This is a genomic window from Limnohabitans sp. (genome assembly GCF_046052825.1).
Lineage (GTDB): Bacteria > Pseudomonadota > Gammaproteobacteria > Burkholderiales > Burkholderiaceae_C > Limnohabitans.
The window spans coordinates 1-21577 of the sequence record NZ_JAVLFP010000037.1 but is presented as its reverse complement, the minus strand read 5'-3'; the positions used below and the strand labels follow the sequence as shown (position 1 = coordinate 21577).

Annotated in this window: 18 protein-coding genes; 10 read left to right on the top strand and 8 right to left on the bottom strand. The window is 61.0% G+C overall.

Annotated elements, in window-relative coordinates; genetic code table 11:
- Positions 1-6: 6 nt before the first annotated feature.
- From ACKWJN_RS05895 to ACKWJN_RS05885, 3 genes are all read right to left on the bottom strand, one after another.
- Positions 7-351 (bottom strand): J domain-containing protein, encoded by a 345-nt coding sequence (locus ACKWJN_RS05895; protein ID WP_408595410.1) that lies wholly within the window; start codon positions 349-351, stop codon positions 7-9.
- Positions 352-435: 84 nt separating this feature from the next.
- Entirely contained in the window at positions 436-1146 is a 711-nt protein-coding gene (gene lolD, locus ACKWJN_RS05890) for a lipoprotein-releasing ABC transporter ATP-binding protein LolD (RefSeq protein WP_408595409.1), read from the bottom strand.
- The gene (locus ACKWJN_RS05885; protein ID WP_408595510.1) at positions 1139-2395 is read right to left on the bottom strand and encodes a lipoprotein-releasing ABC transporter permease subunit; all 1257 of its coding nucleotides are present in this window, start codon (positions 2393-2395) and stop codon (positions 1139-1141) included. Before ACKWJN_RS05885 ends, lolD begins: the two co-directional genes overlap by 8 nt.
- 54 nt (positions 2396-2449) lie before the next feature.
- Between ACKWJN_RS05885 and ACKWJN_RS05880 the strand changes: the two genes are divergently transcribed.
- The 7 genes from ACKWJN_RS05880 (at position 2450) to ACKWJN_RS05850 (ending at position 11666) form a co-directional block, all read left to right on the top strand.
- A complete protein-coding gene (locus ACKWJN_RS05880) occupies positions 2450-3478 on the top strand; it encodes a phosphoglycerate mutase (protein WP_408595407.1) in 1029 nt (342 codons plus the stop codon).
- A 4-nt stretch (positions 3479-3482) separates the two neighbouring features.
- Positions 3483-5210, top strand: coding sequence for a single-stranded-DNA-specific exonuclease RecJ (gene recJ / locus ACKWJN_RS05875; protein WP_408595406.1), 1728 nt, complete (start codon positions 3483-3485; stop codon positions 5208-5210).
- Between the two features lie 21 nt (positions 5211-5231).
- The gene (locus tag ACKWJN_RS05870; RefSeq protein ID WP_408595404.1) at positions 5232-5990 is read left to right on the top strand and encodes a spermidine synthase; all 759 of its coding nucleotides are present in this window, start codon (positions 5232-5234) and stop codon (positions 5988-5990) included.
- A 131-nt stretch (positions 5991-6121) separates the two neighbouring features.
- A complete protein-coding gene (locus ACKWJN_RS05865; RefSeq protein ID WP_408595402.1) occupies positions 6122-6607 on the top strand; it encodes a tripartite tricarboxylate transporter TctB family protein in 486 nt (161 codons plus the stop codon).
- Positions 6608-6622: 15 nt separating this feature from the next.
- Entirely contained in the window at positions 6623-8134 is a 1512-nt protein-coding gene (locus tag ACKWJN_RS05860; RefSeq protein ID WP_408595400.1) for a tripartite tricarboxylate transporter permease, read from the top strand.
- Positions 8135-8201: 67 nt separating this feature from the next.
- Positions 8202-9824 (top strand): gamma-glutamyltransferase family protein, encoded by a 1623-nt coding sequence (locus ACKWJN_RS05855; RefSeq protein WP_408595398.1) that lies wholly within the window; start codon positions 8202-8204, stop codon positions 9822-9824.
- Between the two features lie 12 nt (positions 9825-9836).
- Positions 9837-11666 carry a gamma-glutamyltransferase family protein gene (locus tag ACKWJN_RS05850; protein ID WP_408595396.1) on the top strand — a complete coding sequence of 610 codons (1830 nt, stop codon included), beginning with the start codon at positions 9837-9839 and terminating at the stop codon, positions 11664-11666.
- A gap of 5 nt (positions 11667-11671) precedes the next feature.
- Here ACKWJN_RS05850 and ACKWJN_RS05845 read toward each other — a convergent pair whose 3' ends face one another.
- Both ACKWJN_RS05845 and ACKWJN_RS05840 read right to left on the bottom strand, forming a co-directional pair.
- Positions 11672-12613: a DMT family transporter gene (locus tag ACKWJN_RS05845; protein ID WP_408595394.1), complete on the bottom strand. Its 942-nt coding sequence runs from the start codon at positions 12611-12613 to the stop codon at positions 11672-11674.
- A gap of 50 nt (positions 12614-12663) precedes the next feature.
- Entirely contained in the window at positions 12664-14421 is a 1758-nt protein-coding gene (locus tag ACKWJN_RS05840; RefSeq protein WP_408595392.1) for a cation:proton antiporter, read from the bottom strand.
- A gap of 74 nt (positions 14422-14495) precedes the next feature.
- On the opposite strand from ACKWJN_RS05840, the gene ACKWJN_RS05835 reads away from it, so the two are divergent.
- A complete protein-coding gene (locus tag ACKWJN_RS05835) occupies positions 14496-15404 on the top strand; it encodes a DMT family transporter (protein ID WP_408595390.1) in 909 nt (302 codons plus the stop codon).
- Positions 15404-16198 carry an SDR family oxidoreductase gene (locus ACKWJN_RS05830; RefSeq protein ID WP_408595388.1) on the top strand — a complete coding sequence of 265 codons (795 nt, stop codon included), beginning with the start codon at positions 15404-15406 and terminating at the stop codon, positions 16196-16198. The genes ACKWJN_RS05835 and ACKWJN_RS05830 overlap by 1 nt, the downstream gene beginning before the upstream one ends.
- Positions 16199-16251: 53 nt before the next feature.
- Here the strand turns inward: ACKWJN_RS05830 and ACKWJN_RS05825 are convergent, their stop codons facing one another.
- Positions 16252-17160, bottom strand: coding sequence for a DMT family transporter (locus ACKWJN_RS05825; RefSeq protein WP_408595386.1), 909 nt, complete (start codon positions 17158-17160; stop codon positions 16252-16254).
- Between the two features lie 113 nt (positions 17161-17273).
- Here ACKWJN_RS05825 and ACKWJN_RS05820 point away from each other — a divergent pair, with 113 nt between their 5' ends.
- Positions 17274-18257 carry a quinone oxidoreductase family protein gene (locus tag ACKWJN_RS05820; RefSeq protein ID WP_408595384.1) on the top strand — a complete coding sequence of 328 codons (984 nt, stop codon included), beginning with the start codon at positions 17274-17276 and terminating at the stop codon, positions 18255-18257.
- 84 nt (positions 18258-18341) lie between these two features.
- Here the strand turns inward: ACKWJN_RS05820 and lspA are convergent, their stop codons facing one another.
- Complete coding sequence (gene lspA, locus ACKWJN_RS05815) at positions 18342-18842, bottom strand: signal peptidase II (RefSeq protein ID WP_408595382.1); 501 nt, start codon at positions 18840-18842, stop codon at positions 18342-18344.
- Between the two features lie 19 nt (positions 18843-18861).
- Positions 18862-21577 (bottom strand): isoleucine--tRNA ligase (ileS, locus tag ACKWJN_RS05810; RefSeq protein WP_408595380.1); only part of this gene is annotated, 2716 nt, incomplete at its 5' end.

Genomic DNA, 21577 nt, shown 5'->3' with positions numbered 1-21577 from the left:
GCCGCCTCAGAGGTAGGCGTGCAAGCGACCGCGTCGGTCGTAGGTGGTCAGCACGCCGACGTAGGCTGTGTGCCTGTGCGGTGTGTTGGCCTGCACATCGGTACGCAGGCGGGTGGCTGGCGCGAGGCGCTGGCGCAGCCACTGGTCATAGGCGTAGCGCTGTTCGGGGCAAGACAAGATGGCATAAGCCGCATTGAGTTGGGCCATGTGCTCGCCCGCGCCAGGGCGTGTGGCGGTGGTGTGGTCCGGGTGGTAACGCTTGGCCAAAGCGCGGTAAGCGGCGCGGATGACATCGGGCTCCGCCGTGGGGGCCACGCCGAGCAATGCGTAATGGTCTTTGAATCCGTCCATGTGGCGGATTCTACATAAAATCAACAAAAAGTATTAAAAATATTAAAAATAAGTTATTTAATGGTTACTTACGGGCGTTGCCCTTCACCTGCCATTCCCTTGTAATTGGCCTTGTTGGAGGCTCAGTTGGCGATCGCACCGTGCGGCCAATGTGGTGTCGTGGGTCACCAGCACAAAGGCCGTGCCTTGCTCGCGGGCCAATTGGAGCATCAGCGCAAACACTTGGTCGGCGGTGCCTCGGTCGAGGTTGCCGGTGGGTTCGTCGGCCAGCACGCAGGCCGGGCGCGTCACCAGCGCACGGGCAATGGCCACGCGCTGGCGTTCGCCGCCCGACAGTTCGCCAGGGCGGTGGTGCATGCGCTGGCCCAAGCCCACGGCGTGCAAGATGGCTTGGGCCTGCGCGCTGGCTGCCACGCGGTCCATGCGTCGAATCCACAGCGGCATGGCCACGTTGTCGGCGGCGCTGAATTCGGGCAGCAGGTGGTGGAACTGGTACACAAAGCCCAGGTGTTGGTTGCGCAGCGCGCCCAACTGGCTCACGCTCAGCCCTTTCAAGGGCTGACCCAGCCAAGACACCTGGCCGGTGGTGGGCGCATCCAAACCACCGAGCACATGCAACAAGGTGCTTTTGCCAGAACCTGAGGCACCCACGATGGCCACCGTCTCACCGCTGTGGACGTCCAAGTTGACGCCTTGCAGCACGGTGACGTCCAAGGGGCCTTCACGAAAGCGTCGGCCCAGGTCGCGCGCCCTCAGCACGGGTGGCGTTTGGGGGATGGGGCTGTGCTCACTCATAGCGCAGTGCCTCGGCAGGGTTGATGCGGCTGGCACGGCAACTTGGGTAGAGCGTGGCCACCAAGGCCATGGCCAAAGACAGCAACACAATGGGCCAAATGTCGGCCGATTGGGGGTCGCTGGGCATGCGGCTGATGAGGTAAATGTCGCGTGGCAAAAAGCTCGCCCCCAGCGCGTTTTCGATGGCGGGCACGATGACGTCAATGTTGAACGCCACGCCCAAACCCAGCAGCAAGCCCGCCAAGGTGCCGAGCACGCCCACGGTGGCACCTTGCACCACAAAGATGGCCATGATGCTGCGTGGGCTGGCGCCCAGGGTGCGCAAGATGGCAATGTCCGCCCGCTTGTCGGTCACCGTCATCACCAGGGTGGTGACCAGGTTGAAGGCCGCCACCGCCACGATCAGGGTGAGGATGATGAACATCATGCGTTTCTCGACCTGCACAGCGGCAAACCAGTTGCGGTTTTGCCGGGTCCAGTCGCGCACGATCACGTCTGGCCCCAATTGGGCCGCCAGGTCAGACGCCACGCTGCGTGCTTGTTGGGTGTCTTTGAGTTTCAGGCGCACGCCGCTGGGTGAAGTCAATCGAAAGATCCGCTGTGCGTCGTCGATGTGCAGCAGCACCAAGGTGGCGTCGTATTCGTAGTGGCCCGAGTCAAACAGCCCAGCCACGGTGAGTTGCTTCAAGCGCGGCATCACGCCCGCAGGGGTGACTTGTCCGCCGGGTGCCACCAGCGTCACCCGGTCGCCCACTTGCACGCCGAGCGCGCGAGCCAGCTCGCCGCCCAGCACCACGTTGAAACGGTCGGCTTGCAGGGCAGCACGCACAGCGGGGGGCAATTGCAAGGTGAAGTCGGTGACCTGGGTTTCGAGCTCGGGCGCAATGCCGCGCACCATGGCGCCGCGCATCTCGTCGCCACGCCCCATCAGCGCTTGTTGTGCCACAAAAGGCGCGGCTGCCAGCACCGAGGGGTGTTGGCGCGCTTGGGCCATCAACCCCGTCACATCGGCAAAGCCTTCGCCGCCCGGGGCCAACAGTTCAATGTGGGCCACCACGGCCAGCATGCGGTCGCGCACTTCTTTTTGAAAGCCGTTCATCACACTCAACACAATGATCAGCGCCGCCACGCCCAAGGCAATGCCGAGCATGGACACGCCTGAGATGAACGAGATGAAGCCATTGCGTCCGCTGGATCGGCCCGCGCGGGTGTAGCGCCAACCGATCAGCAGTTCGTAGGGAATTCGCAGGTGGGACGTCATGACAGGCGCGATTGTGTCACCACATCACAGACAATCACGCCCATGCCTTTTGTATTGCCTGCGTCGAACCCCGCCCTCACGGTCTTGCCTTATGCCTTGTGGACTGCGCAAGAACCCAGGCCCTCTGCCTTGACGCAAGTTTTCAACAACGCCGCACTGCCCAATCTGTGCGCTTGGGCTGGGCAGTCGCAACGCCGTGTCGTGGCGCAAGAGACGCCCACAGGGTGGGCACCCGCTGCCTTGTCGCTGCCGCACGAGTGCCTTCAGGCCCAAGCCCTGGGCTGGCCCGTGGTCGATGGCTGTTTGCCTTGGGCCGCGCAGCGCGCCGCTGAACTCGGCCTGAAGGCGGCCTTGTCTGAACCGGGAGCACCTGCCGCTTGGGGCTTCATCAGCGTGTGCAACTGGCAGGTGAGCAACGGCCAAGTCACCTTGGGCCACCCCGCTCAACTGGCGGTGGACGACGCCACAGACCTGGCCTTGTTCAACGCCATGGCACCGTTCTTTGCCGAGGATGGCTTCACGCTCCACCGCGACGTGCCCGGGCGTTGGCTGGTGCACTCGCCTGTGTTGGTGGACGTGCCAACGGCCTCGCTTGAGCGCGTGATCGGTCGCAACATTGACCCCTGGCTGGTCGGGGGTGACGCGCCCAATGGCACCGCCAAATTGCTGCGGCGTTTGCAAAACGAGATGCAAATGCTGCTCTACACCCATGCGGTCAACGCGCACCGCGCACTCAGCATCAACTCGTTTTGGTTGCACGGCACGGGCGCTTTGCCTGTCTCGCTGGCGCATGACCCCGTGCCTGTGAACGTGGTGAACCATTTGCGCGACAGCGCCTTGCAACAAGACCTGATGGCCTGGCTCGACGTTTGGAAAGTGGTGGACTCAGAAGTCATGGCCCCTGTGCTGGCTGCGGCGGCCCAGGGCCAGGCCCAGCGGGTGGTGCTGTGCGGCGAGCATGAGCACCATGTGTTCGACAGCGCCAAGCCAGGTTTGTGGCAGCGCTTGCGGGGGCACTTCAAGCCTCTCACCTTAGACACCGTGTTGGCGGTGACCGCCCCGAAAGAATGAACCCATGCAATTGATTCCGCGCGATATGCCGCCCCGCAGTGTCTGGGCCTTGGAGCAAGCGGGGCTGCATCCACTGCTCGCGCGTTTGTATGCTGCGCGCGGCGTGAGCGATCCGCTCAGCATGGACGTGTCGCTGGCGCATTTGCTGCCACCCGAAGGGCTCAAAGGCATTGGCGCGGCGGCGGTGCTGCTGGCCGATGCCATGGCGGCCGACCAGCGTCTGTGCATCGTGGCCGACTACGACTGCGATGGCGCCACCGCCTGTGCGGTCGCCCTGCGCGGGCTGCGCATGTTGGGTGCACGTCATGTGTCGTACATCGTGCCCGATCGCGTGGTGGACGGCTATGGCCTGACGCCGCCGATTGCCGAGCGCGTCAAGGCCAGTGGCGCGGATGTCTTGATCACCGTGGACAACGGCATTGCCAGCGTGGAGGGTGTGGCCACCGCCAAAGCCCTGGGCCTGCAAGTGGTGGTCACCGACCACCACCTGCCTGCCGCGGTGTTGCCGCAAGCCGACGCCATCGTCAACCCCAACCAACCCGGCTGCACCTTTGCCAGCAAATCCCTGGCCGGGGTGGGCGTGATGTTTTATGTGCTGTTGGCACTGCGTGCAGAACTGCGCGCGCGTGGCCTGTTCACGGCAGACGCTGCGGGCGCGCCACTGGCACAGCCCAAGCTTGACAGCCTGCTGCCCTTGGTGGCGCTGGGCACGGTGGCCGATGTGGTCAAGCTCGACGCCAACAACCGCCGTTTGGTGGCGCAAGGTTTGGCGCGTGTGCGCAAAGGCCACATGCCCCTTGGCATGACGGCTTTGTTTGTGGCCGCGGGCCGACAGAGCGCGCAATGCACCTCGCAAGACTTTGGCTTTGCCCTGGGGCCGCGCATCAATGCGGCCGGCCGTTTGTCGGACATGACCTTGGGCATTGAGTGCTTGGCCACCGACGACGCGGCCCGCGCGACCGAACTCGCCACCCAGCTCGACCGCATCAACCGCGAGCGCCGTGACATCGAAGGCGACATGCGTGAACAAGCGCTGGCTTTGGCGCAAGACATGTTTGACCCCGAGGAAGAACCGCCCTCGGCCTTGTGCGTGTTTGACCCCGACTTTCACGAGGGCGTGGTGGGCATCGTGGCGTCCAAGCTCAAAGACTTGCACCATCGCCCCACCTTTGTCTTTGCCCCCAGCCAAGCCGATGGCAAAAGCCATGAGCTCAAAGGCTCGGGCCGTTCCATTCCAGGTTTCCATTTGCGCGATGCGCTAGACCTTGTGGCCAAGCGCCATCCCGGCGTGTTGCTGCGTTTTGGTGGCCACGCCATGGCCGCAGGCTGCACGCTGGACGAGGAACACCTGGCCACCTTCGAAGAAGCCTTGCAGCAAGTGGCCCAAGAGTGGCTCGATGCCGCCACCCTGCAACGCCGCCTGGACACCGATGGCCCCTTGTTGCCCGAGTACTGCCGCCATGACGTGGCCGACACCTTGGCACGCGAGGTCTGGGGCCAAGGCTTTGCGGCGCCTACCTTCAGCGAAGAAGTGGAGGTCTTGGGTCAGCGGCTGGTGGGCGAGAAGCACTTGGCCTTGAAGTTGCGCCACCAAGGCCAACTGGTGGACGGCATCTGGTTTGGCCGGGTGGACCCCTTGCCCTCACTGGCCCATTTGGCCTTCCGTCTGGAAGCCGACGAATGGCAAGGCAAACAACGCGTGCGCTTTGTCGTTGAAGCCATGGCCGACTAACCCCACAACACCAACAGACCCATGGCCACGCGCAAAAAAACAAGCCTTCCCGATGTGAATTTTTCCGAGTACGGCCCGGTGCGTTATTTGCACCTGGGCACCGAATGGATTCAGGGCTCGATGCTGATCGACAAGCCATTCGACATTGAACTGGAGTATGTGCAGCGCATGATGGCCTGGCTGTTGTTTGTCGAGCCCGACCGAGTGGCCAAACTGCATGCCATGCAACTGGGCTTGGGGTCGGCCGCGTTGACCAAGTTTTGCCACAAGCACTTGCGCATGAAGACCACCGCCATTGAGCTCAACCCACAGGTCATTGCGGCCTGCCGCTTGTGGTTCAAGCTGCCCGCCGACACGGCCAAGCTCAACGTGGTGCTGGGCGATGCGGCTGAGGTGGCTCAGCATGCGCATTGGCAAGGGCAAATCGATGCGTTGCAGGTGGATTTGTACGACCACGAAGCGGCGTCGCCTGTGCTCGACAGCGCTGACTTTTACGCCGACTGCCGTCGCTTGCTCACCGACGAGGGCTGCATGACGGTGAACTTGTTTGGCCGCAGCTCCAGCTATGCGCAAAGCGTGGAAAAAATGGCACAAGCTTTTGGCGCGGATGCGTTGTGGGCTTTCAAACCCACCCGCGAGGGCAACACCATCGTGTTGGCCCAGCGCACCCCCAGCGCCGTCAAAAGGGTGGACCTGATGGCCCGAGCCGAAGCCATCCAGGCCCGTTGGCCACTGCCCGCCGCCAAGTGGTTGCGGGTGTTCAAGCCCTTGAGCCGCTGAGCGCCAAGCCGCGCCAAATCAGGGTTTACCCGGTTTCCGAAGGCGACAACACATAGGTGTAACCCACATCTGTTCTGGATAAGTCGACCCTCACAATTCGCGCCATGTTCGCTGTTCTTTGAGGAGAAGAAATGATCAAAAGTCAAAAAGACTTTTTCTCCGGCCTGATGTTCACATTGGTCGGTGGTGCTTTTGCTGTGGGTGCTTTGAATTACTCCGTGGGTACCGGTGCTCGCATGGGCCCTGGTTACTTCCCGTTGTTGTTGGGCATCGTGCTGGCAGTGTTGGGTGCTTTCATCATCTTTTATTCGCTGGTGGAGCATGCCGAAGACGGTGACAAGGTGGGCAAGTTCGCTTGGCGCCCCATCTTTTACATCTTGGGTTCCAACTTGGCCTTTGGTATTTTGCTGGGCGGTCTGCCCAGCATCGGCATACCCGCCATGGGCTTGATCATGGCCATCTACGCCTTGGTCATCATTGCCAGCAAAGCGGGTGACAACTTTGTCCTCAAAGATGTGTTGCTGCTGGCCACCATTCTGTCGGTCGGCAGTTACCTGGCGTTCATCGTTCTGCTGAAATTGCAGATGCCGGTGTGGCCTACCTTCATCACTGGTTGAGTCGGAGAATAAACAATGGATTTGCTTTCAAACCTTGCTTTGGGTTTTGGCGTGGCCTTCACGCCCATCAACCTGATGTACGCCTTGGTCGGTTGTATCTTGGGTACCTTGATCGGTGTGTTGCCTGGCATTGGCCCAGTCGCGACCATCGCCATGTTGTTGCCCGCCACTTACGCGCTGCCCCCTGTGTCGGCGCTGATCATGTTGGCCGGTATCTATTACGGTGCGCAATACGGTGGCTCCACCACCGCGATTTTGGTCAACTTGCCCGGTGAGTCCTCATCGGTGGTGACCACCATCGACGGTTACCAAATGGCCCGCAAAGGCCGTGCCGGTCCTGCATTGGCTGCTGCTGGCTTGGGCTCGTTCTTCGCCGGTTCAGTGGGCACCTTGATCTTGGCTGCGTTCGCGCCGCCTTTGACCGAATTGGCCTTCAAGTTCGGTCCTGCCGAGTATTACTCGCTCATGATTTTGGGCTTGGTAGGCGCTGTGGTGTTGGCTTCGGGTTCTTTGCTCAAAGCGATTGCCATGATCGTGCTGGGTTTGCTGATGGGCCTGATTGGCACCGACGTGAACTCTGGCGTGGCGCGTTTCAGCTTTGACATTCCTGAATTGACCGACGGCGTGGGCTTTGTGGCTGTGGCCATGGGCGTGTTTGGTTACGGCGAGATCATCTCGAACCTGTCGCAACCCGAAGACGAGCGTGAGGTGTTCACCGCCAAGGTGGAGGGCCTGTTCCCCACCAAGGAAGACTTCAAGAACATGATTCCTGCGGTGCTGCGTGGCACGGCGCTGGGTTCTATTTTGGGCGTGTTGCCCGGTGGCGGTGCTTTGCTGGCTGCGTTTGCGGCTTACACCATTGAAAAGAAAACCAAGCTGCGTCCGGGTGAAGTGCCTTTCGGTCAAGGCAACATCCGCGGTGTGGCCGCTCCTGAGTCGGCCAACAACGCCGGTGCACAAACTTCCTTCATTCCGTTGCTGACCTTGGGCATTCCACCCAACGCTGTGATGGCTTTGATGGTGGGCGCCATGACGATCCACAACATCCAGCCAGGTCCTCAGGTGATGACCAGCAACCCTGAGTTGTTCTGGGGTTTGATCGCCTCGATGTGGATTGGTAACTTGATGCTGGTGATCTTGAACCTGCCCTTGATTGGCATGTGGATCAAGCTGTTGTCGGTGCCTTACCGCTTCTTGTTCCCGGCGATTGTGCTGTTCTGCGCCATCGGTGTGTACTCGACCAACAACAACACCTTCGACATCTGGTTGGTGGCGGCCTTTGGCTTCATCGGCTACTTGTTCGTCAAGTTGGGTTGCGAGCCTGCGCCTTTGCTGCTGGGCTTCATCTTGGGCCCCATGATGGAAGAGAACTTGCGCCGTGCCCTGTTGCTGTCGCGTGGTGACTGGTCGGTGTTTGTGACCCGTCCTCTGTCGGGCGGCTTGTTGGGTGCAGCCCTGTTGCTGCTCATCATTGTGCTGCTGCCATCGATCCGCTCCAAGCGCGAAGAAGCCTTCGTCGAAGAGTGATCACAGGTGCTCGACACCTGGTTTAGAAACGGCACCTTCGGGTGCCGTTTTGCATAGGAATGAACCCATGAACTTCAATTACCACAACCCCTACACCTCCACCCGCTTGCCGGTCTTTGCCCGCAACGTGGTGTCTACCTCGCACCCCTTGGCCGCTCAGGCGGGTTTGCGCATGCTCTGGCAAGGCGGCAATGCGGTGGACGCGGCCATTGCCGCAGCGGCGGCCATCACCTTGACCGAGCCCGTGAGCAACGGCTTGGGCTCGGACGCGTTTTGCATTCTGTGGGACGGCAAAGAACTGCATGGTTTGAACGCCTCCGGTCGCGCGCCACACAGCTGGACGCCCGAGTACTTTCAGCGCAAATATGGCCTTGACGCCCAAACGCCGCCCAAACGCGGCTTTGACTCGGTCACGGTGCCGGGTGCCGTGGCCAGTTGGGTGGCGATGAGCGAGCGCTTTGGCAAACTTCCCTTCGAAGACCTGCTGCAACCTGCGATTGAGATTGCCGAACGTGGCTATTTGCTGCCCGTGGTGGTGCAACAAAAGTGGGCCGCTGCCACGCCCGAGCTGCAAGGTTTGCCCGGCTTTGCCCAAAACTTTTTGCCCTGGGGCCGTGCGCCCCATGTGGGCGAGTTGTTCAAGTTTCCCGCAGCGGCCAAAGGCCTGCGTGCCATTGCGCAAAGCAAGGGTGCGGCTTTTTATGGCGGCGAGATTGCGCAGGCGATTGAAAAATTTGCCGCGGCCAACGGCGGCAGCATCACCGCGCGTGACTTTGCCGACTACAAAGCCGAATGGGTCACGCCCATTGCGCAAAACTACCGTGGCTACACCTTGCACGAGATCCCACCCAACGGCCAGGGCATTGCGGCTTTGATTGCGCTGGGCATCTTGGAGCACTTTGACGTGGCCAGTTTGGCGGTGGACGGGGTGGACTCACAGCATTTGCAAATCGAAGCCATCAAGCTCGCGTTTGCCGATGTGTACCGCTATGTGGCCGAACCCGGTCAGATGGAGGTCACGCCCGCCCAAATGCTGGATCCGGCGTATTTGAAGAGCCGTGCGCGCTTGATCGACATGAAGAAAGCGCAAGACTTTGGTGCCGGTAACCCGGTCAAAGGCGGCACCATTTACCTCAGCACCGCCGACGAAAACGGCATGATGGTCAGCTTCATCCAAAGCAACTACATGGGCTTTGGCTCCGGCTGCGTGGAACCCAACTTTGGCATCAGCTTGCAAAACCGTGGCCACGGCTTCAGCCTGAATGCACAAGGCCTCAACCCCGCCAACGTGGTGGCGCCCGGCAAGCGGCCTTTCCACACCATCATCCCGGCCTTCTTGAGCAAAGACGGTCAACCGGTGATGAGCTATGGCGTGATGGGGGCCAACATGCAGCCGCAAGGCCACATGCAAACCTTGGTGCGCATGCTCGACTACGGACAAAACCCGCAAGCGGCGTGTGATGCGCCGCGCTGGCGCTACAACGCGGGGTTGGAGATCAACGTCGAGTCCAACCTGAACCACGACACGGTGTCAGGGCTGCAGTCACGCGGTCACCGCGTGGAGGTGATCAACGACAGCTACCAAGACTTTGGTGCTGGTCAGTTCATTTGGCGCGCCGGTGATCCCAAGGTCGAAGGCTATGTGGTGGCCAGCGACGCCCGTCGCGACGGGCTGGCCGCTGGTTTTTAAGCCTGGCCGCCCATGATCCGTCGCCAACTTGGGCACTGGATCGGGGGGTGGCTGTGGGCGGCATGCACCTGGGGGCAAGCGCTGGCGTTGACCAGCTCCGCCACCACGCTTGAACCGCCCAGCGCTGCGCCCTTGCAGCCCGAAATGGCCACGGGTTGGCGCTCCCAAAGCGAGGTGGTGAGCCCGCACTGGGCCGTGGTAGCGGCCCATCCTTTGGCCACCCAAGCGGGCTACGACATCTTGCAAGCGGGTGGCTCGGCGGTGGATGCTGCAGTGGCCGTGCAAATGGTGCTGACCTTGGTTGAACCCCAGTCCAGCGGCTTGGGCGGGGGAGCGCTGTTGCTGCACAGCCAGGGCACGCAAGTGCAGGCCTTTGATGGCCGCGAGACCGCGCCTGCTGCTGCCCGCGAGAACTTGTTTCTGAACGCCCAAGGTCAAGCTTTGCCCTTTTACCAAGCGGTGGTGGGTGGCCGTGCGGTGGGCACACCCGGTGTGCTGCGCATGCTGGCCTTGGCACACCAACAACACGGCCAATTGCCATGGGCCCGCTTGTTTGATCCGGCCATCCGATTGGCCACCCAGGGCTTTGCCATCAGCCCCAGGTTGCATGCGCAGCTCAAGGCCGACCCCTACTTGCGGCTCGACCCAACGGCACGGGCTTATTTTTACCAAGCCGATGGCCAAGCGCACCCGGTGGGCCATCGGCTGCGCAACCCGCCTTTGGCCAAGTTGCTCACGCGGATTGCCCAAGAAGGTGTCTCGGCGTTTTACAGCGGTGAGGTGGCACAAGCCATGGTGGACAAGGTGCAGCAACACCCCAGCAACCCGGGTCACTTGAGTTTGGTTGATTTGGCGCGCTACCAGCCGGTGGTGCGTGAGCCCTTGTGCTTTGTGCAGGCACTGGCACAGCGTCGCTACCGGGTGTGTGGGTTCCCACCGCCGAGTTCGGGCACTTTGGCGATTGGCCAACTGTTGGGGTTGTTGCAGCACAGCGCTTCGGGCCCGGATGCCTTGCGCGATGGCGTGCCCACGCCGGATTGGTTGCACGTCTACAGCGAGGCATCGCGCTTGGTCTATGCCGACCGTGCCCAGTACGTGGGCGATCCTGCTTTTGTGTCGGCGCCCGGTGGCGATTGGCAGCGGTTGCTCAACCCGGATTACTTGCGCGAGCGATCGCGCTTGATTGGCCCCACGCGCAGGCCGCAGGTGACGCATGGCACGCCGGTGCGGGGGGAACTGAGCCAGTTTGCGCCCAGCCTGCCTCAGCCGGAGTACGGCACCTCGCACCTGAGCATCGTCGATGGCCAAGGCCATGCGGTGGCCATGACCACCACCATCGAGAGTGCGTTTGGGGCGCGCCAAATGGTGCACGGTTTTTTGCTCAACAACGAGCTCACCGACTTCAGCTTTGTGCCGCGCAACGCCCAAGGCCAGGCCGTGGCCAACCGGGTGGAGCCGGGCAAACGTCCGCGCTCATCCATGTCCCCGCTGCTGGTGTTTGACCCTGACAGCGGTGAATTGCTGATGAGCCTGGGCAGTCCGGGGGGCGAGATGATCATTCACTTCACCGCCAAGGTCTTGCTGGGCGTTTTGCAGTGGGGGCTCACGCCCCAGCAAGCGGTGGACTTGCCCAACTTTGGCAATCTTGGCGGTCCCATGGTGTTGGAGACACAACGCTTCAGTGCGGCCAGTGTGGAGGCTTTGCGCACGCGCGGCGGCGAGGTGCAAACGCGCGACCTCACCAGTGGCGCTGGCGTGTTGGTGCGGCAGGTGCGAGACGGCCGCGCGGTGTGGGTGGGGGCCAGTGACCCACGCCGTGAAGGCCTTGTGATGGGGCCGTGAAGGGGTCAGGGCTCGGGCACCGCCACAGCCTTGCGCTGGCCTTCGCGCCGGGCAATCCACACGGTGGACAGCAAGATCACCGAAGCGCCGATCCAGGTGGTTTCGCTGGGCACTTCGGTGAAGACCCACCAGCCCATGAGCGAGGACCAGAGCAAATCTAAAAATCGCATCGATTGGGTGGCTGAGATGTCGGCCACATGCAAGGCCCGTGTCATGCAGTAGTGGGCCACGGTGCCCAAGACGCCGGCCGCTAAAAAGTTGGCCCATTGCCAGGCGCTCGGGTTTTGCCAATGCAGCACCGCCATCGGCAAACTGAAAATAGCCACCGTGATGGCTTGCCACAGCACGATGACGCCAGGGCTTTCGTAGCGGGTCAAGGCTTTGGTGATCAAGAACGAGGCGGCAAACACGGGCGCCGATGACAGCATGATGAGGTGGTACACCCCGCCGTCACTGGAGAGATGGGGCAACAGCACCACCACCACGCCTGCAAAGCCAAACAAGGCGGCCAGCCAGCGGTCTCGGTGCATGCGCTCACCCAGGAACCAAGCGGCACCGATCATGATGAAGATGGGGCCGGTGAAGCTGATGGCCGTCATGTCGGCCATGGGAATGTGGGGCAAAGCAATGAACCACAGCATCAGACCTGCCGTGTGAACTGCGCCGCGCCAAAACTGGCCCTTGATGTCACGGGGCCAGAAAGTCGCTGCACCCGCGCGCAACACGACTGGCAACAGAACGAAGAGCCCACACAGATAGCGCAGAAACTGCGTTTCAAACGCATCGAGCTCGAGCGTCATCTTGCGCGAGACGACGTTGAGCATGGAAAACATCATGCCCCCCAGCACCATCCAAAGCATGCCTTGCAAGGCCACAGGCAGCTTGCCAGCTGCGCGGTGGGTGCGGCGGTGGGCCAGGTGCAGGCGCCGTTTGAAAAATTGAATCATGAAAAAATTCGTCAGAGGGTGTTGGCTTGTGGCCGACACCTGGGTGTCAGTCAAGGTGCCGCATTGTCCTGCGGTGTGGGGGTGTCACGCATCAAGGCGTAGCGGCTCATGCGCTGCGCTTGCACCAAACGGAACACCCGTTTGAGGGGGGTGCCAATCAGCGCCAAGGTTTGGCTGGCCAACATCAGGCTGCCTTCGATCACTTCAGGCACCACCTCGGCAGCGCCTGCTGCGCGCAGTTGTTCCAAATCTTTGTCGTCGTGGGTGCGCACCACCACGGGCACTTGGGGTGCGTGTTCTTTCACCCAAGCCAGCACCTTGAGGGCCGAGGCCGTGTCCGGGTAGGTCACCACCACCGCAGCGGCACGCGCCAAACCCGCCGACATCAAACTGGTCAGTTGGGTGGCGTCACCAAACTCCACGTGGTGTCCTTGATCACGTCCGCTTTGAACCTTGTCGGGGTCGCTGTCCAAGGCCACGTAGGCAACGCCTTCTAGCCGCAGCAAGTCCACCAGGTTGTGGCCGCTGCGGCCATACCCACAGACGATGACGTGGTGGTCGGTTTGCAAGGTGCGCTGGGCCATGCCCGTGAGGGCCAGTGATTGCTCCAGCCAGTCGGTGCTGACCCAGCGGGTGACGATGCGCTCGGCGTTCATGATCAACAACGGTGTGGCAATCATGGACAGCACCATCGAGGCCAAGATGGGGCTGACCCAGGCCACAGGCACCAAACCATGGGTTTGCCCCAGAGACAGCAGCACAAAACCAAACTCACCGGCTTGGGCCAAATAAATGCCGGTGCGCAGGCTCACGCCTGCGGCCCCACCCTGCAGGCGCGCCAGCACAAACACCAGCGCGGCCTTGAACAGAACGGGCAGCACGCTGAGTGCCAGCACCCAGGACCATTTGTCGACCACCACCTCCCAGTCGAGCTTCATGCCGATGGTGATGAAAAACAAACCCAAGAGCACGTCGTGGAAGGGGCGTATGTCCGCTTCCACCTTGTGTTTGAAATCGGTTTCGGCAATCAGCATGCCCGCCAAAAAAGCGCCCATGGCCAGCGACAAACCAGCCCACTCCGTCAACCAGGCCAGGCCCAGCGTGATCAACAACAAATTGAGCATGAACAGCTCGTCGCTTTTGCGCCGCGCCACCAAATACAGCCATTGGCGCATCACCCGTGGTCCGCCCCACAGCAGCACACCCACCAGCACACTGGCTTTGAGCATGGCCACCGACAGCGCCTGCCACAGGTTGTGCTCGCCCATGTCGGCCAGGGCCGGAATCAGCACCAGCAGTGGCACCACCGCCAAGTCTTGGAACAGCAACACGCCCATCACGCGTTGGCCGTGGGGCGATTCCAGCTCCACACGGTCTGCCATGAGCTTGACCACGATGGCGGTGCTCGACATGGCCAAGGCACTGCCCACGGCCAAGGCTGTTTGCCAGCCCACTTGCCAGGGCAGGGCGAGTTGGGCCATGCCCCACGCGATGCCCAAGTTCAACAGCCAAGTGCCCAGCAAGGTCAGCACCACTTGGCCCAGACCTAGGCCAAACACCACGTGGCGCATCTGCTTGAGCTTGGGCAGGTTGAACTCCAAGCCGATCACGAACATCAAAAACACCACGCCAAACTCGGCCAAATGTGCCACCGCGCTGGAGTCTTTGGCCAAAGCCAAAGCATTGGGGCCAATCAACAAGCCCGCCAACAGATACCCCAACATGGCCGGCAAATGCAGCAAACGGCAGCCCACCACGCTGACGACTGCGGCGCAGAGGTAAAGCAGGGTGAGTTCGAGGGAGGACATCGGTCAATGGTAGCAACCGCTCTGAGTTCAGAGGTGACAGCGTCTACCCAGCCTCACAATTTAAAATCAATGGCATGCCACACTCCCTCAAACCGAGCTTGCCGGGGCTCTTGCTGGCATCTGCCGGTGCCATTGCGTTCAGCGGCAAAGCCATCATCGTCAAACTGTCCTACCGCCATGGGGTGGATGCAGCCACGCTGATCATGTACCGCATGCTGTTTGCCTTGCCGTTTTTCTTGTTGCTGGGGTGGTGGTCTGAGCGTCAAGACCACGCCCGTGCCAACCCCCTGACCCTCACCGATGCTGGGCGTATCGCGGCCTTGGGCTTTGTGGGCTACTACTTGTCGAGTTACTTGGACTTTCTGGGGCTGCAATACGTCACGGCCAGCTTGGAGCGTTTGATCTTGTACCTCAACCCCACCTTGGTGATGTTGATCAGTTGGGTGCTCTACAAAAAAACCATCCAACCCATTCGCATGCTGGCCATGGCGGTGAGTTACAGCGGTGTGCTGCTGGTGTTCGTGCACGAGGTGTCGTTTGCCGGCCCGGACGTCTTGTTGGGCGCTGCGCTGGTGTTTGCCAGCGCGCTCACGTATGCGATGTATTTGATTTACAGCGGTCAGTGGGTGCAGCGCATGGGTGCCATGCGTTTGGTGGGTTGGGCCACCAGCGTGGCGTGTGTGTGTTGCATCTTGCAGTTTGTGGTGTTGCGCCCGTGGTCTGCCGCCGATGTGCCGGTGGACGTGTTGTGGTTGGCCGCCTTGAATGCCTGTGTGTGCACGGTGGCCCCGGTGTTGATGGTGATGATGGCCATTGAGCGCATTGGCCCCGCACTGACGGCACAAACTGGCATGATTGGCCCCATGGCCACCGTCGCCTTGGGCGTGATGGTGTTGGATGAACCACTCAACCTGTGGATTGGTTTAGGCACCTTGCTGGTGTTGAGTGGTGTGTTTATCGTTTCTAAATATGGAGCAAAGTGATGGATTTAGGTCTCAAAGGTAAGTGGGCATTGGTGGGGGGCGCGAGCAAGGGCTTGGGGCTGGGCTGCGCCCAATCGCTGGCGCGTGAAGGCGTGAATGTGGTGGTCGTGGCGCGAGGCGCAGAGGCGCTGAATGCAGCTGCTGTTGAGTTGCGTAAATTCGGCACCACCGTTCTGACCGTGGCGATGGACATCACCACCCCACAAGGGCGCGAAGCCATTTGGTCGGTGCCTGGTGGCCCTGGCAAAAACTTTGACATTGTGGTGACCAACGCGGGCGGTCCACCCCCAGGCGACTTTCGCCATTGGGAACGTGACGATTGGCTCAAAGCCCTGGACGCCAACATGTTGACCCCGATTGAGCTGATCAAAGCCACGGTGGACGGCATGGCCGAGCGTGGCTTTGGCCGCATTGTCAACATCACTTCTGGCGCGGTGAAGGCGCCCATCGACGTGTTGGGCTTGTCCAATGGCGCACGTTCGGGCCTGACCGGGTTTGTGGCGGGGGTGGCACGTCAATCCAAATTGGCCTCACGCAACGTCACCCTCAACAACTTGTTGCCAGGCGCCTACGACACCGACCGCATCCGCACCACCTTGAAGGGGGCGGCTGAGAAAACGGGCAAGTCGATCGAGGAAGTGGCCGATGCCCGCAAAAAAACCATCCCCAGCGGACGCTTTGGACACCCCTCCGAGTTTGGCGACACCTGTGCGTTTTTGTGCTCGGCGCAAGCCAGCTACATCACGGGCCAAAACATCTTGACCGATGGCGGGGCCTACGCGGGCACGTTCTGATCAGAACGATGTGCCGTTGACACAGCGCGTCTTGGCCAACAAGACGCGCTTTTTTATTGGCGCGAGGACACCCAAATGCCTGACACGATCAAGCCAAAGGCGGCCAGGTGGTACCACGCGGGCAGCTCGCCCAGTGCCAACACAGACAGCAAGGCGGCAAACAAGGGGGTGAGGTTGGCAAAGAAGCCCGCTATATTGGGGCCGGCTTGTTGCACGCCCAGCCCCCAACAGCGGTAAGCCAGAATGGCTGGCCCAACCGCCACAAACACCAAGGCCGCGGCCAGCGGCCAGCCCCACACGATGTGAGGGTCGGTGAGGGTCCATTCGCCGGCCGTGAACAGGCCAGACCACACCATCCCCAAGGCGATTTGTGCCATCAAAAAGTTGGCCCAGTCGTTGCGCACTTCGCCGGGTTCGGTGGTTTGAGACAACAGCCAGCTGTAGCCCGACCATGAGGCCGTGGCCATCAGCACAAACACATCGCCGATCACCCATTGCACTTGCAGCAGAGCTTGCACGTCGCCCCGTGAGAGCACCAACAAGACGCCGCAGATGGACAGCAAGGCACCCAACATTTGCCGCTTGCGGATGCTTTGTTTGAAGAAGATGGCGCCAATCCCCAGCATGAACACGGGGTTGCTGGACGCCACCAGGGTCACGTTGATGGGGGTGGAGGTTTGCAGCGCCAAATACTGCAAGCTGTTGTAAAAGCCCACCCCCAACAAAGACAGCAGGGCATAGCGCTTCCAGTGGGACCACAGAGGGCTGCTGCGGCGCAACATCGGGTAGGTGAAGGGCAACAACAGCAAACCCGCCAAGATCCAGCGCACCAAGTTGAGCGTCATCGGTGGAATCATTTCGTGAATCAAGCGACCCACAATGGCATTGCTGGCCCACATCAGCGGGGGGACCAAAAGCAGTGCCGCAGCGCGCGGCGTGAGGGTATGGGCAGTCACAGGCATGGCAGGCACTCTAACCCAGCCTCAAGAACCGAGGTGACACGGGCGTTGCGCCGTTTCATGGCAGGATGTTGCACTTCGCAAAATTATGTGTCACCCCCTCAGGAGAACTTTCCATGACCCAAGCAGTCATCATTGAAAAAAACGGCGGTCCCGAAGAAATGAAATTGGTCGATGTGACCGTGGGCGAACCCGGCCCCGGCGAAATTCGCATCCGCCACAAAGCCATTGGCTTGAACTTCATCGACGTGTACCAGCGCATTGGTCTGTACCCCGCGCCCATGCCCGTGCGTTTGGGCATGGAAGCCTCAGGCATTGTGGAAGCCGTGGGCGAGGGTGTGACCCACTTGAAAGTGGGTGACCGCGCAGCCTATGCCAGCCACCCCTCGGGCAGCTACTGCGAAGAGCGTGTCATGCCTGCCAAGTGCGTGTGTAAATTGCCCGACGCCATTTCGTTTGAAACCGGTGCCGCCATGATGCTCAAGGGCTTGACGGCCCAGTACCTGCTCAAGCGCACCTTGCCCCAAGGCGGTTTGAAAGCCGGTGACTTCATCTTGTTCCACGCAGCCGCTGGCGGCGTGGGCTTGATCGCTTGCCAATGGGCACGTGCTTTGGGCTACCAGTTGATTGGCACCGCAGGCAGCGACGCCAAATGCCAGTTGGCCAAAGACAACGGTGCCGCCTTCGTGATCAACTATTCGAACGAAGACTTCTTGGCCCGCGTGAAAGAAATCACCGGCGGCACAGGTGTCAAAGTGGTCTACGACTCGGTGGGCAAAGACACCTGGGACAAATCACTCGATTGCATCGCACCGTTTGGTCTGATGGCCAGTTTTGGCAACGCCTCGGGCCCTGTGCCACCCTTTGCCCCTGGCATCTTGGGCGGCAAGGGCTCGATTTATGTGACCCGTCAAACCCTGTTCAGCCACATCGTGACCCGCGAGAGCACGCAAGAAATGGCCGACGATTTGTTTGAAGCCGTCACCAGCGGCAAGGTCAAGATCCACATCGACCAAACCTACAAGCTCGCTGACATTGCCCAAGCGCACCGCGACTTGGAAGCACGCAAGACCACCGGGTGCACCATCATCACCTTGTGATTTGAATCCACGGTAGATGCCTTCAGCAAAAAGCCCTGCGGGTGACCGCAGGGCTTTTTGACGTGTGGGCTTGGATGGTTGGGTTCAATGTCCGCGCCGCACGCGCAACACCTCGTCCAGCACCAAACAGGCGGCCCCAAAGGTGATGGCGCTGTCGGCCAAGTTGAAGGCCGGAAAGTGGATGCCTGCGTGGTGAAAGTCCAGAAAGTCAACCACGTAGCCATAGAGCACGCGGTCGATCACATTGCCCACCGCGCCGCCCAAGATGAAGGCCAGGGCCAGACCAAACAGTGTTTGGCCGGGGTGCTTTTTGAGCAGCCACACCATCACACCCGCAGCCGCCACGCCCAATGCCGTGAAGAACCAACGCTGCCAACCGCCTGCGCTGGCCAAAAACGAAAACGCAGCGCCTTCGTTGTGGACCCGCACGATGTTGAAAAAATCGGTCACGGCAAAGCCCTCACCCAATCCGTAGCGGCCCACGATCAACACCTTGGTGAACTGGTCGGCCAGCACCAACAGGGCGGCGATGCACAGCCACACCCAGTGGGAGGTGTTGCTGCGGATGAAGGTGTGGCGTGCCATGGGTGTTCCCGTTGGGGCGTTAGGCGCAGTGGCGCACTTCGCCCTCGCCATAGAGGTTGCTGGTGCAGCGGCCACACAAGGTGGGATGGGCTGCGTCGTGGCCCACGTCGTCGCGGTAGTGCCAGCAGCGCTCGCATTTGGCGTCGGGGCTCACACTCACTTGGGTGGCCAGGGCCTCGCCTTGCGTGAGGGCCAGGGCGGAGGTGATGAAGACAAATTTCAAGTCTTCACCCAGACTGCTCAAGAGGGCGTAATCCTCTGCGTTGGCTTGCAAGGCAATGTTGGCTTGCAGGGACGAGCCCAATTTGCCTTCGGCACGCACGGTCTCGATGTCCTTGTTGACTGCATTGCGAATTTCGCCAATGCGCGCCCACTTGGCCAGCAAGGTTGTGTCGGCCTGGCCCAAATCCACAAAGGTTTCCAAAAAGATGGACTCGGAGTGGCCAAACAAGCCCCAGGCTTCTTCGGCGGTGAAGCTCAGGAACGGTGCCATCCAGCGCAGCATGGCGTGGGTGATCTGGTGCAAGGCGGTTTGTGCACTGCGGCGTGCCAGCGATTTGGGCGCTGAGGTGTAGAGGCGGTCTTTGAGCACGTCCAGGTAAAACGCCCCCAGGTCTTCTGAGCAATAGACCTGCAATTTGGACACTACGGGGTGGAACTCGTACACATCAAAGTGCGCACGGATGTCGGCTTGCAACTGCGCGGCGCGAGACAGGGCGTACTGGTCGATTTCCAACAAATCGTCAAAGGCCACGGTGTCTGTGGCTGGGTCAAAGTCGCTCACGTTGGCCAGCAAAAAGCGCAAGGTGTTGCGGATGCGGCGGTAGGCGTCGACCACGCGGGCCAAGATTTTGTCGTCGATGTTGAGGTCGCCCGAGTAGTCGGTGGAGGCCACCCACAAACGCACGATCTCGGCGCCCATCTTGTCGGTCACCTCTTGCGGCGCAACCGTGTTGCCCAGGCTTTTGCTCATCTTGCGGCCTTGGCCGTCGGTGGCAAAGCCGTGCGTCAACAGGCCTTTGTAGGGCGCGCGGTCATACAAGGCGCAGCCCAGCAACAGCGAGCTGTGGAACCAGCCCCGGTGTTGGTCGTGGCCTTCGAGGTACAAGTCGGCTTCGGGGCCTTGCGCATGGAAAGGCGCACGGTCATAGGCGTCTTTGTGGCTGCCGCGCAGCACGTGTTGGAAGGTCGAGCCCGAGTCGAACCACACCTCCAAGATGTCGGTGCTCTTGGTGTAGTGGGCCGCGTCGTCGCCGGCTTGGTTCAAGATGTCTTCCACCGTCACGCGGCTCCAAGCTTCGATGCCGCCTTGCTCCACGATGTCGGCCGCTTGGTCCAAGATCGCCATGGTGCGTGGGTGCAATTCGCCACTGTCTTTGTGCAAGAAAAACGGGACTGGCACGCCCCAGCTGCGCTGGCGCGAGATGCACCAGTCGGGGCGGTTGGCAATCATGTCGCGCAAACGCGCTTGGCCGTTTTCGGGGTAGAACTGGGTGTGCTCGATCGCATCAAGTGCGAGTTGGCGCAGGGTTTTGGGCGCTTTGTCGGTGGTGAAGACACCCAGGCCTTCGTCCATGCGGATGAACCACTGGGCCGCCGCGCGGTAAATGACCGGCGTTTTGTGGCGCCAGCAATGCGGGTAGCTGTGGGTGATGGTTTGCGTGGCCAGCAAACGCCCAGCGTTGTGCAAGGTTTCCAAAATAACCGGCACCGCTTTCCAAATGTGCAGGCCACCGAACAAGGGGAAGTCAGCGGCATACGCGCCGTTGCCTTGCACCGGGTTCAAGATGTCGGTGTACTTCATGCCGTGCGCCATGCAGGAGTTGAAGTCATCCACGCCATACGCCGGGGCACTGTGCACGATGCCAGTGCCGTCGTCGGCGGTGGCGTAGTCGGCCAGGTACACCGGGGCGGTGCGTTGGTAGCCTGCGTCCACGTGCGACAGCGGGTGGTGAAAAGTGATGTGGTCGAGTGTTTTGCCCAAGGTGGTGGCAACGACACTGCCGCTGAGCTGCCAGCGTTCCAGGCATTTCTCCACCAAGGACTCGGCGCACATCAACAAGCCACGTTCGGTGTCGACCAAGGCGTAGGTCAATTCTGGGTTGAGGTTCAAAGCCTGGTTGGCCGGAATGGTCCACGCGGTGGTGGTCCAGATCACGGCAAACGCGTCTTTGTCGAGCTTGGGCAAGTCAAAGGCTGTGGCGAGTTTGTCCGGCTCGGCGCATTGGAAGGCCACATCCAGGGTGTCGCTTTTCTTGTCGGCGTATTCAATTTCAAACTCGGCCAAGGACGAGCCGCAGTCAAAGCACCAGTACACGGGTTTCAAGCCACGGTAGACAAAGCCACGCTCGATCACGCGTTTGAAGGCGCGCAGTTGGCCTGCTTCGTTGGCCGGGTCCATGGTGCGGTAGGGGCGCTCCCAGTCGCCCAGCACGCCCAAGCGTTTGAAGTCCTCGCGCTGCTGGTCAATTTGTTCGCTGGCAAAGGCGCGGCTTTTGGCTTGCATGTCATCGCGGCTGAGCTTGCGTCCGTGCAGTTTTTCAATCGCGTTTTCAATTGGCAGGCCATGGCAGTCCCAGCCGGGGATGTACTGTGCGTCAAATCCTGCGAGCTGCTTGGACTTGACAATCATGTCTTTGAGCACTTTGTTGAGTGCATGGCCAATGTGCAGTTTGCCGTTGGCGTAGGGCTGTCTCTTATACACATCTGACGCTGCCGACGAAGCTAGAAGTGTA

What these genes read in the sequence shown, in the direction of transcription:
- ACKWJN_RS05825 (WP_408595386.1), bottom strand. Translation starts at nt 17,160, where the DNA reads ATGCCTGTGACTGCCCATACCCTCACGCCGCGCGCTGCGGCACTGCTT.
- lspA (WP_408595382.1), bottom strand. Translation starts at nt 18,842, where the DNA reads ATGGCACGCCACACCTTCATCCGCAGCAACACCTCCCACTGGGTGTGG.
- lolD (WP_408595409.1), bottom strand. Translation starts at nt 1,146, where the DNA reads ATGAGTGAGCACAGCCCCATCCCCCAAACGCCACCCGTGCTGAGGGCG.
- recJ (WP_408595406.1), top strand. Translation starts at nt 3,483, where the DNA reads ATGCAATTGATTCCGCGCGATATGCCGCCCCGCAGTGTCTGGGCCTTG.
- ACKWJN_RS05835 (WP_408595390.1), top strand. Translation starts at nt 14,496, where the DNA reads ATGCCACACTCCCTCAAACCGAGCTTGCCGGGGCTCTTGCTGGCATCT.
- ACKWJN_RS05895 (WP_408595410.1), bottom strand. Translation starts at nt 351, where the DNA reads ATGGACGGATTCAAAGACCATTACGCATTGCTCGGCGTGGCCCCCACG.
- ACKWJN_RS05830 (WP_408595388.1), top strand. Translation starts at nt 15,404, where the DNA reads ATGGATTTAGGTCTCAAAGGTAAGTGGGCATTGGTGGGGGGCGCGAGC.
- ACKWJN_RS05860 (WP_408595400.1), top strand. Translation starts at nt 6,623, where the DNA reads ATGGATTTGCTTTCAAACCTTGCTTTGGGTTTTGGCGTGGCCTTCACG.
- ACKWJN_RS05880 (WP_408595407.1), top strand. Translation starts at nt 2,450, where the DNA reads ATGCCTTTTGTATTGCCTGCGTCGAACCCCGCCCTCACGGTCTTGCCT.
- ACKWJN_RS05820 (WP_408595384.1), top strand. Translation starts at nt 17,274, where the DNA reads ATGACCCAAGCAGTCATCATTGAAAAAAACGGCGGTCCCGAAGAAATG.
- ACKWJN_RS05850 (WP_408595396.1), top strand. Translation starts at nt 9,837, where the DNA reads ATGATCCGTCGCCAACTTGGGCACTGGATCGGGGGGTGGCTGTGGGCG.
- ACKWJN_RS05840 (WP_408595392.1), bottom strand. Translation starts at nt 14,421, where the DNA reads ATGTCCTCCCTCGAACTCACCCTGCTTTACCTCTGCGCCGCAGTCGTC.
- ACKWJN_RS05865 (WP_408595402.1), top strand. Translation starts at nt 6,122, where the DNA reads ATGATCAAAAGTCAAAAAGACTTTTTCTCCGGCCTGATGTTCACATTG.
- ACKWJN_RS05870 (WP_408595404.1), top strand. Translation starts at nt 5,232, where the DNA reads ATGGCCACGCGCAAAAAAACAAGCCTTCCCGATGTGAATTTTTCCGAG.
- ACKWJN_RS05855 (WP_408595398.1), top strand. Translation starts at nt 8,202, where the DNA reads ATGAACTTCAATTACCACAACCCCTACACCTCCACCCGCTTGCCGGTC.
- ACKWJN_RS05845 (WP_408595394.1), bottom strand. Translation starts at nt 12,613, where the DNA reads ATGATTCAATTTTTCAAACGGCGCCTGCACCTGGCCCACCGCCGCACC.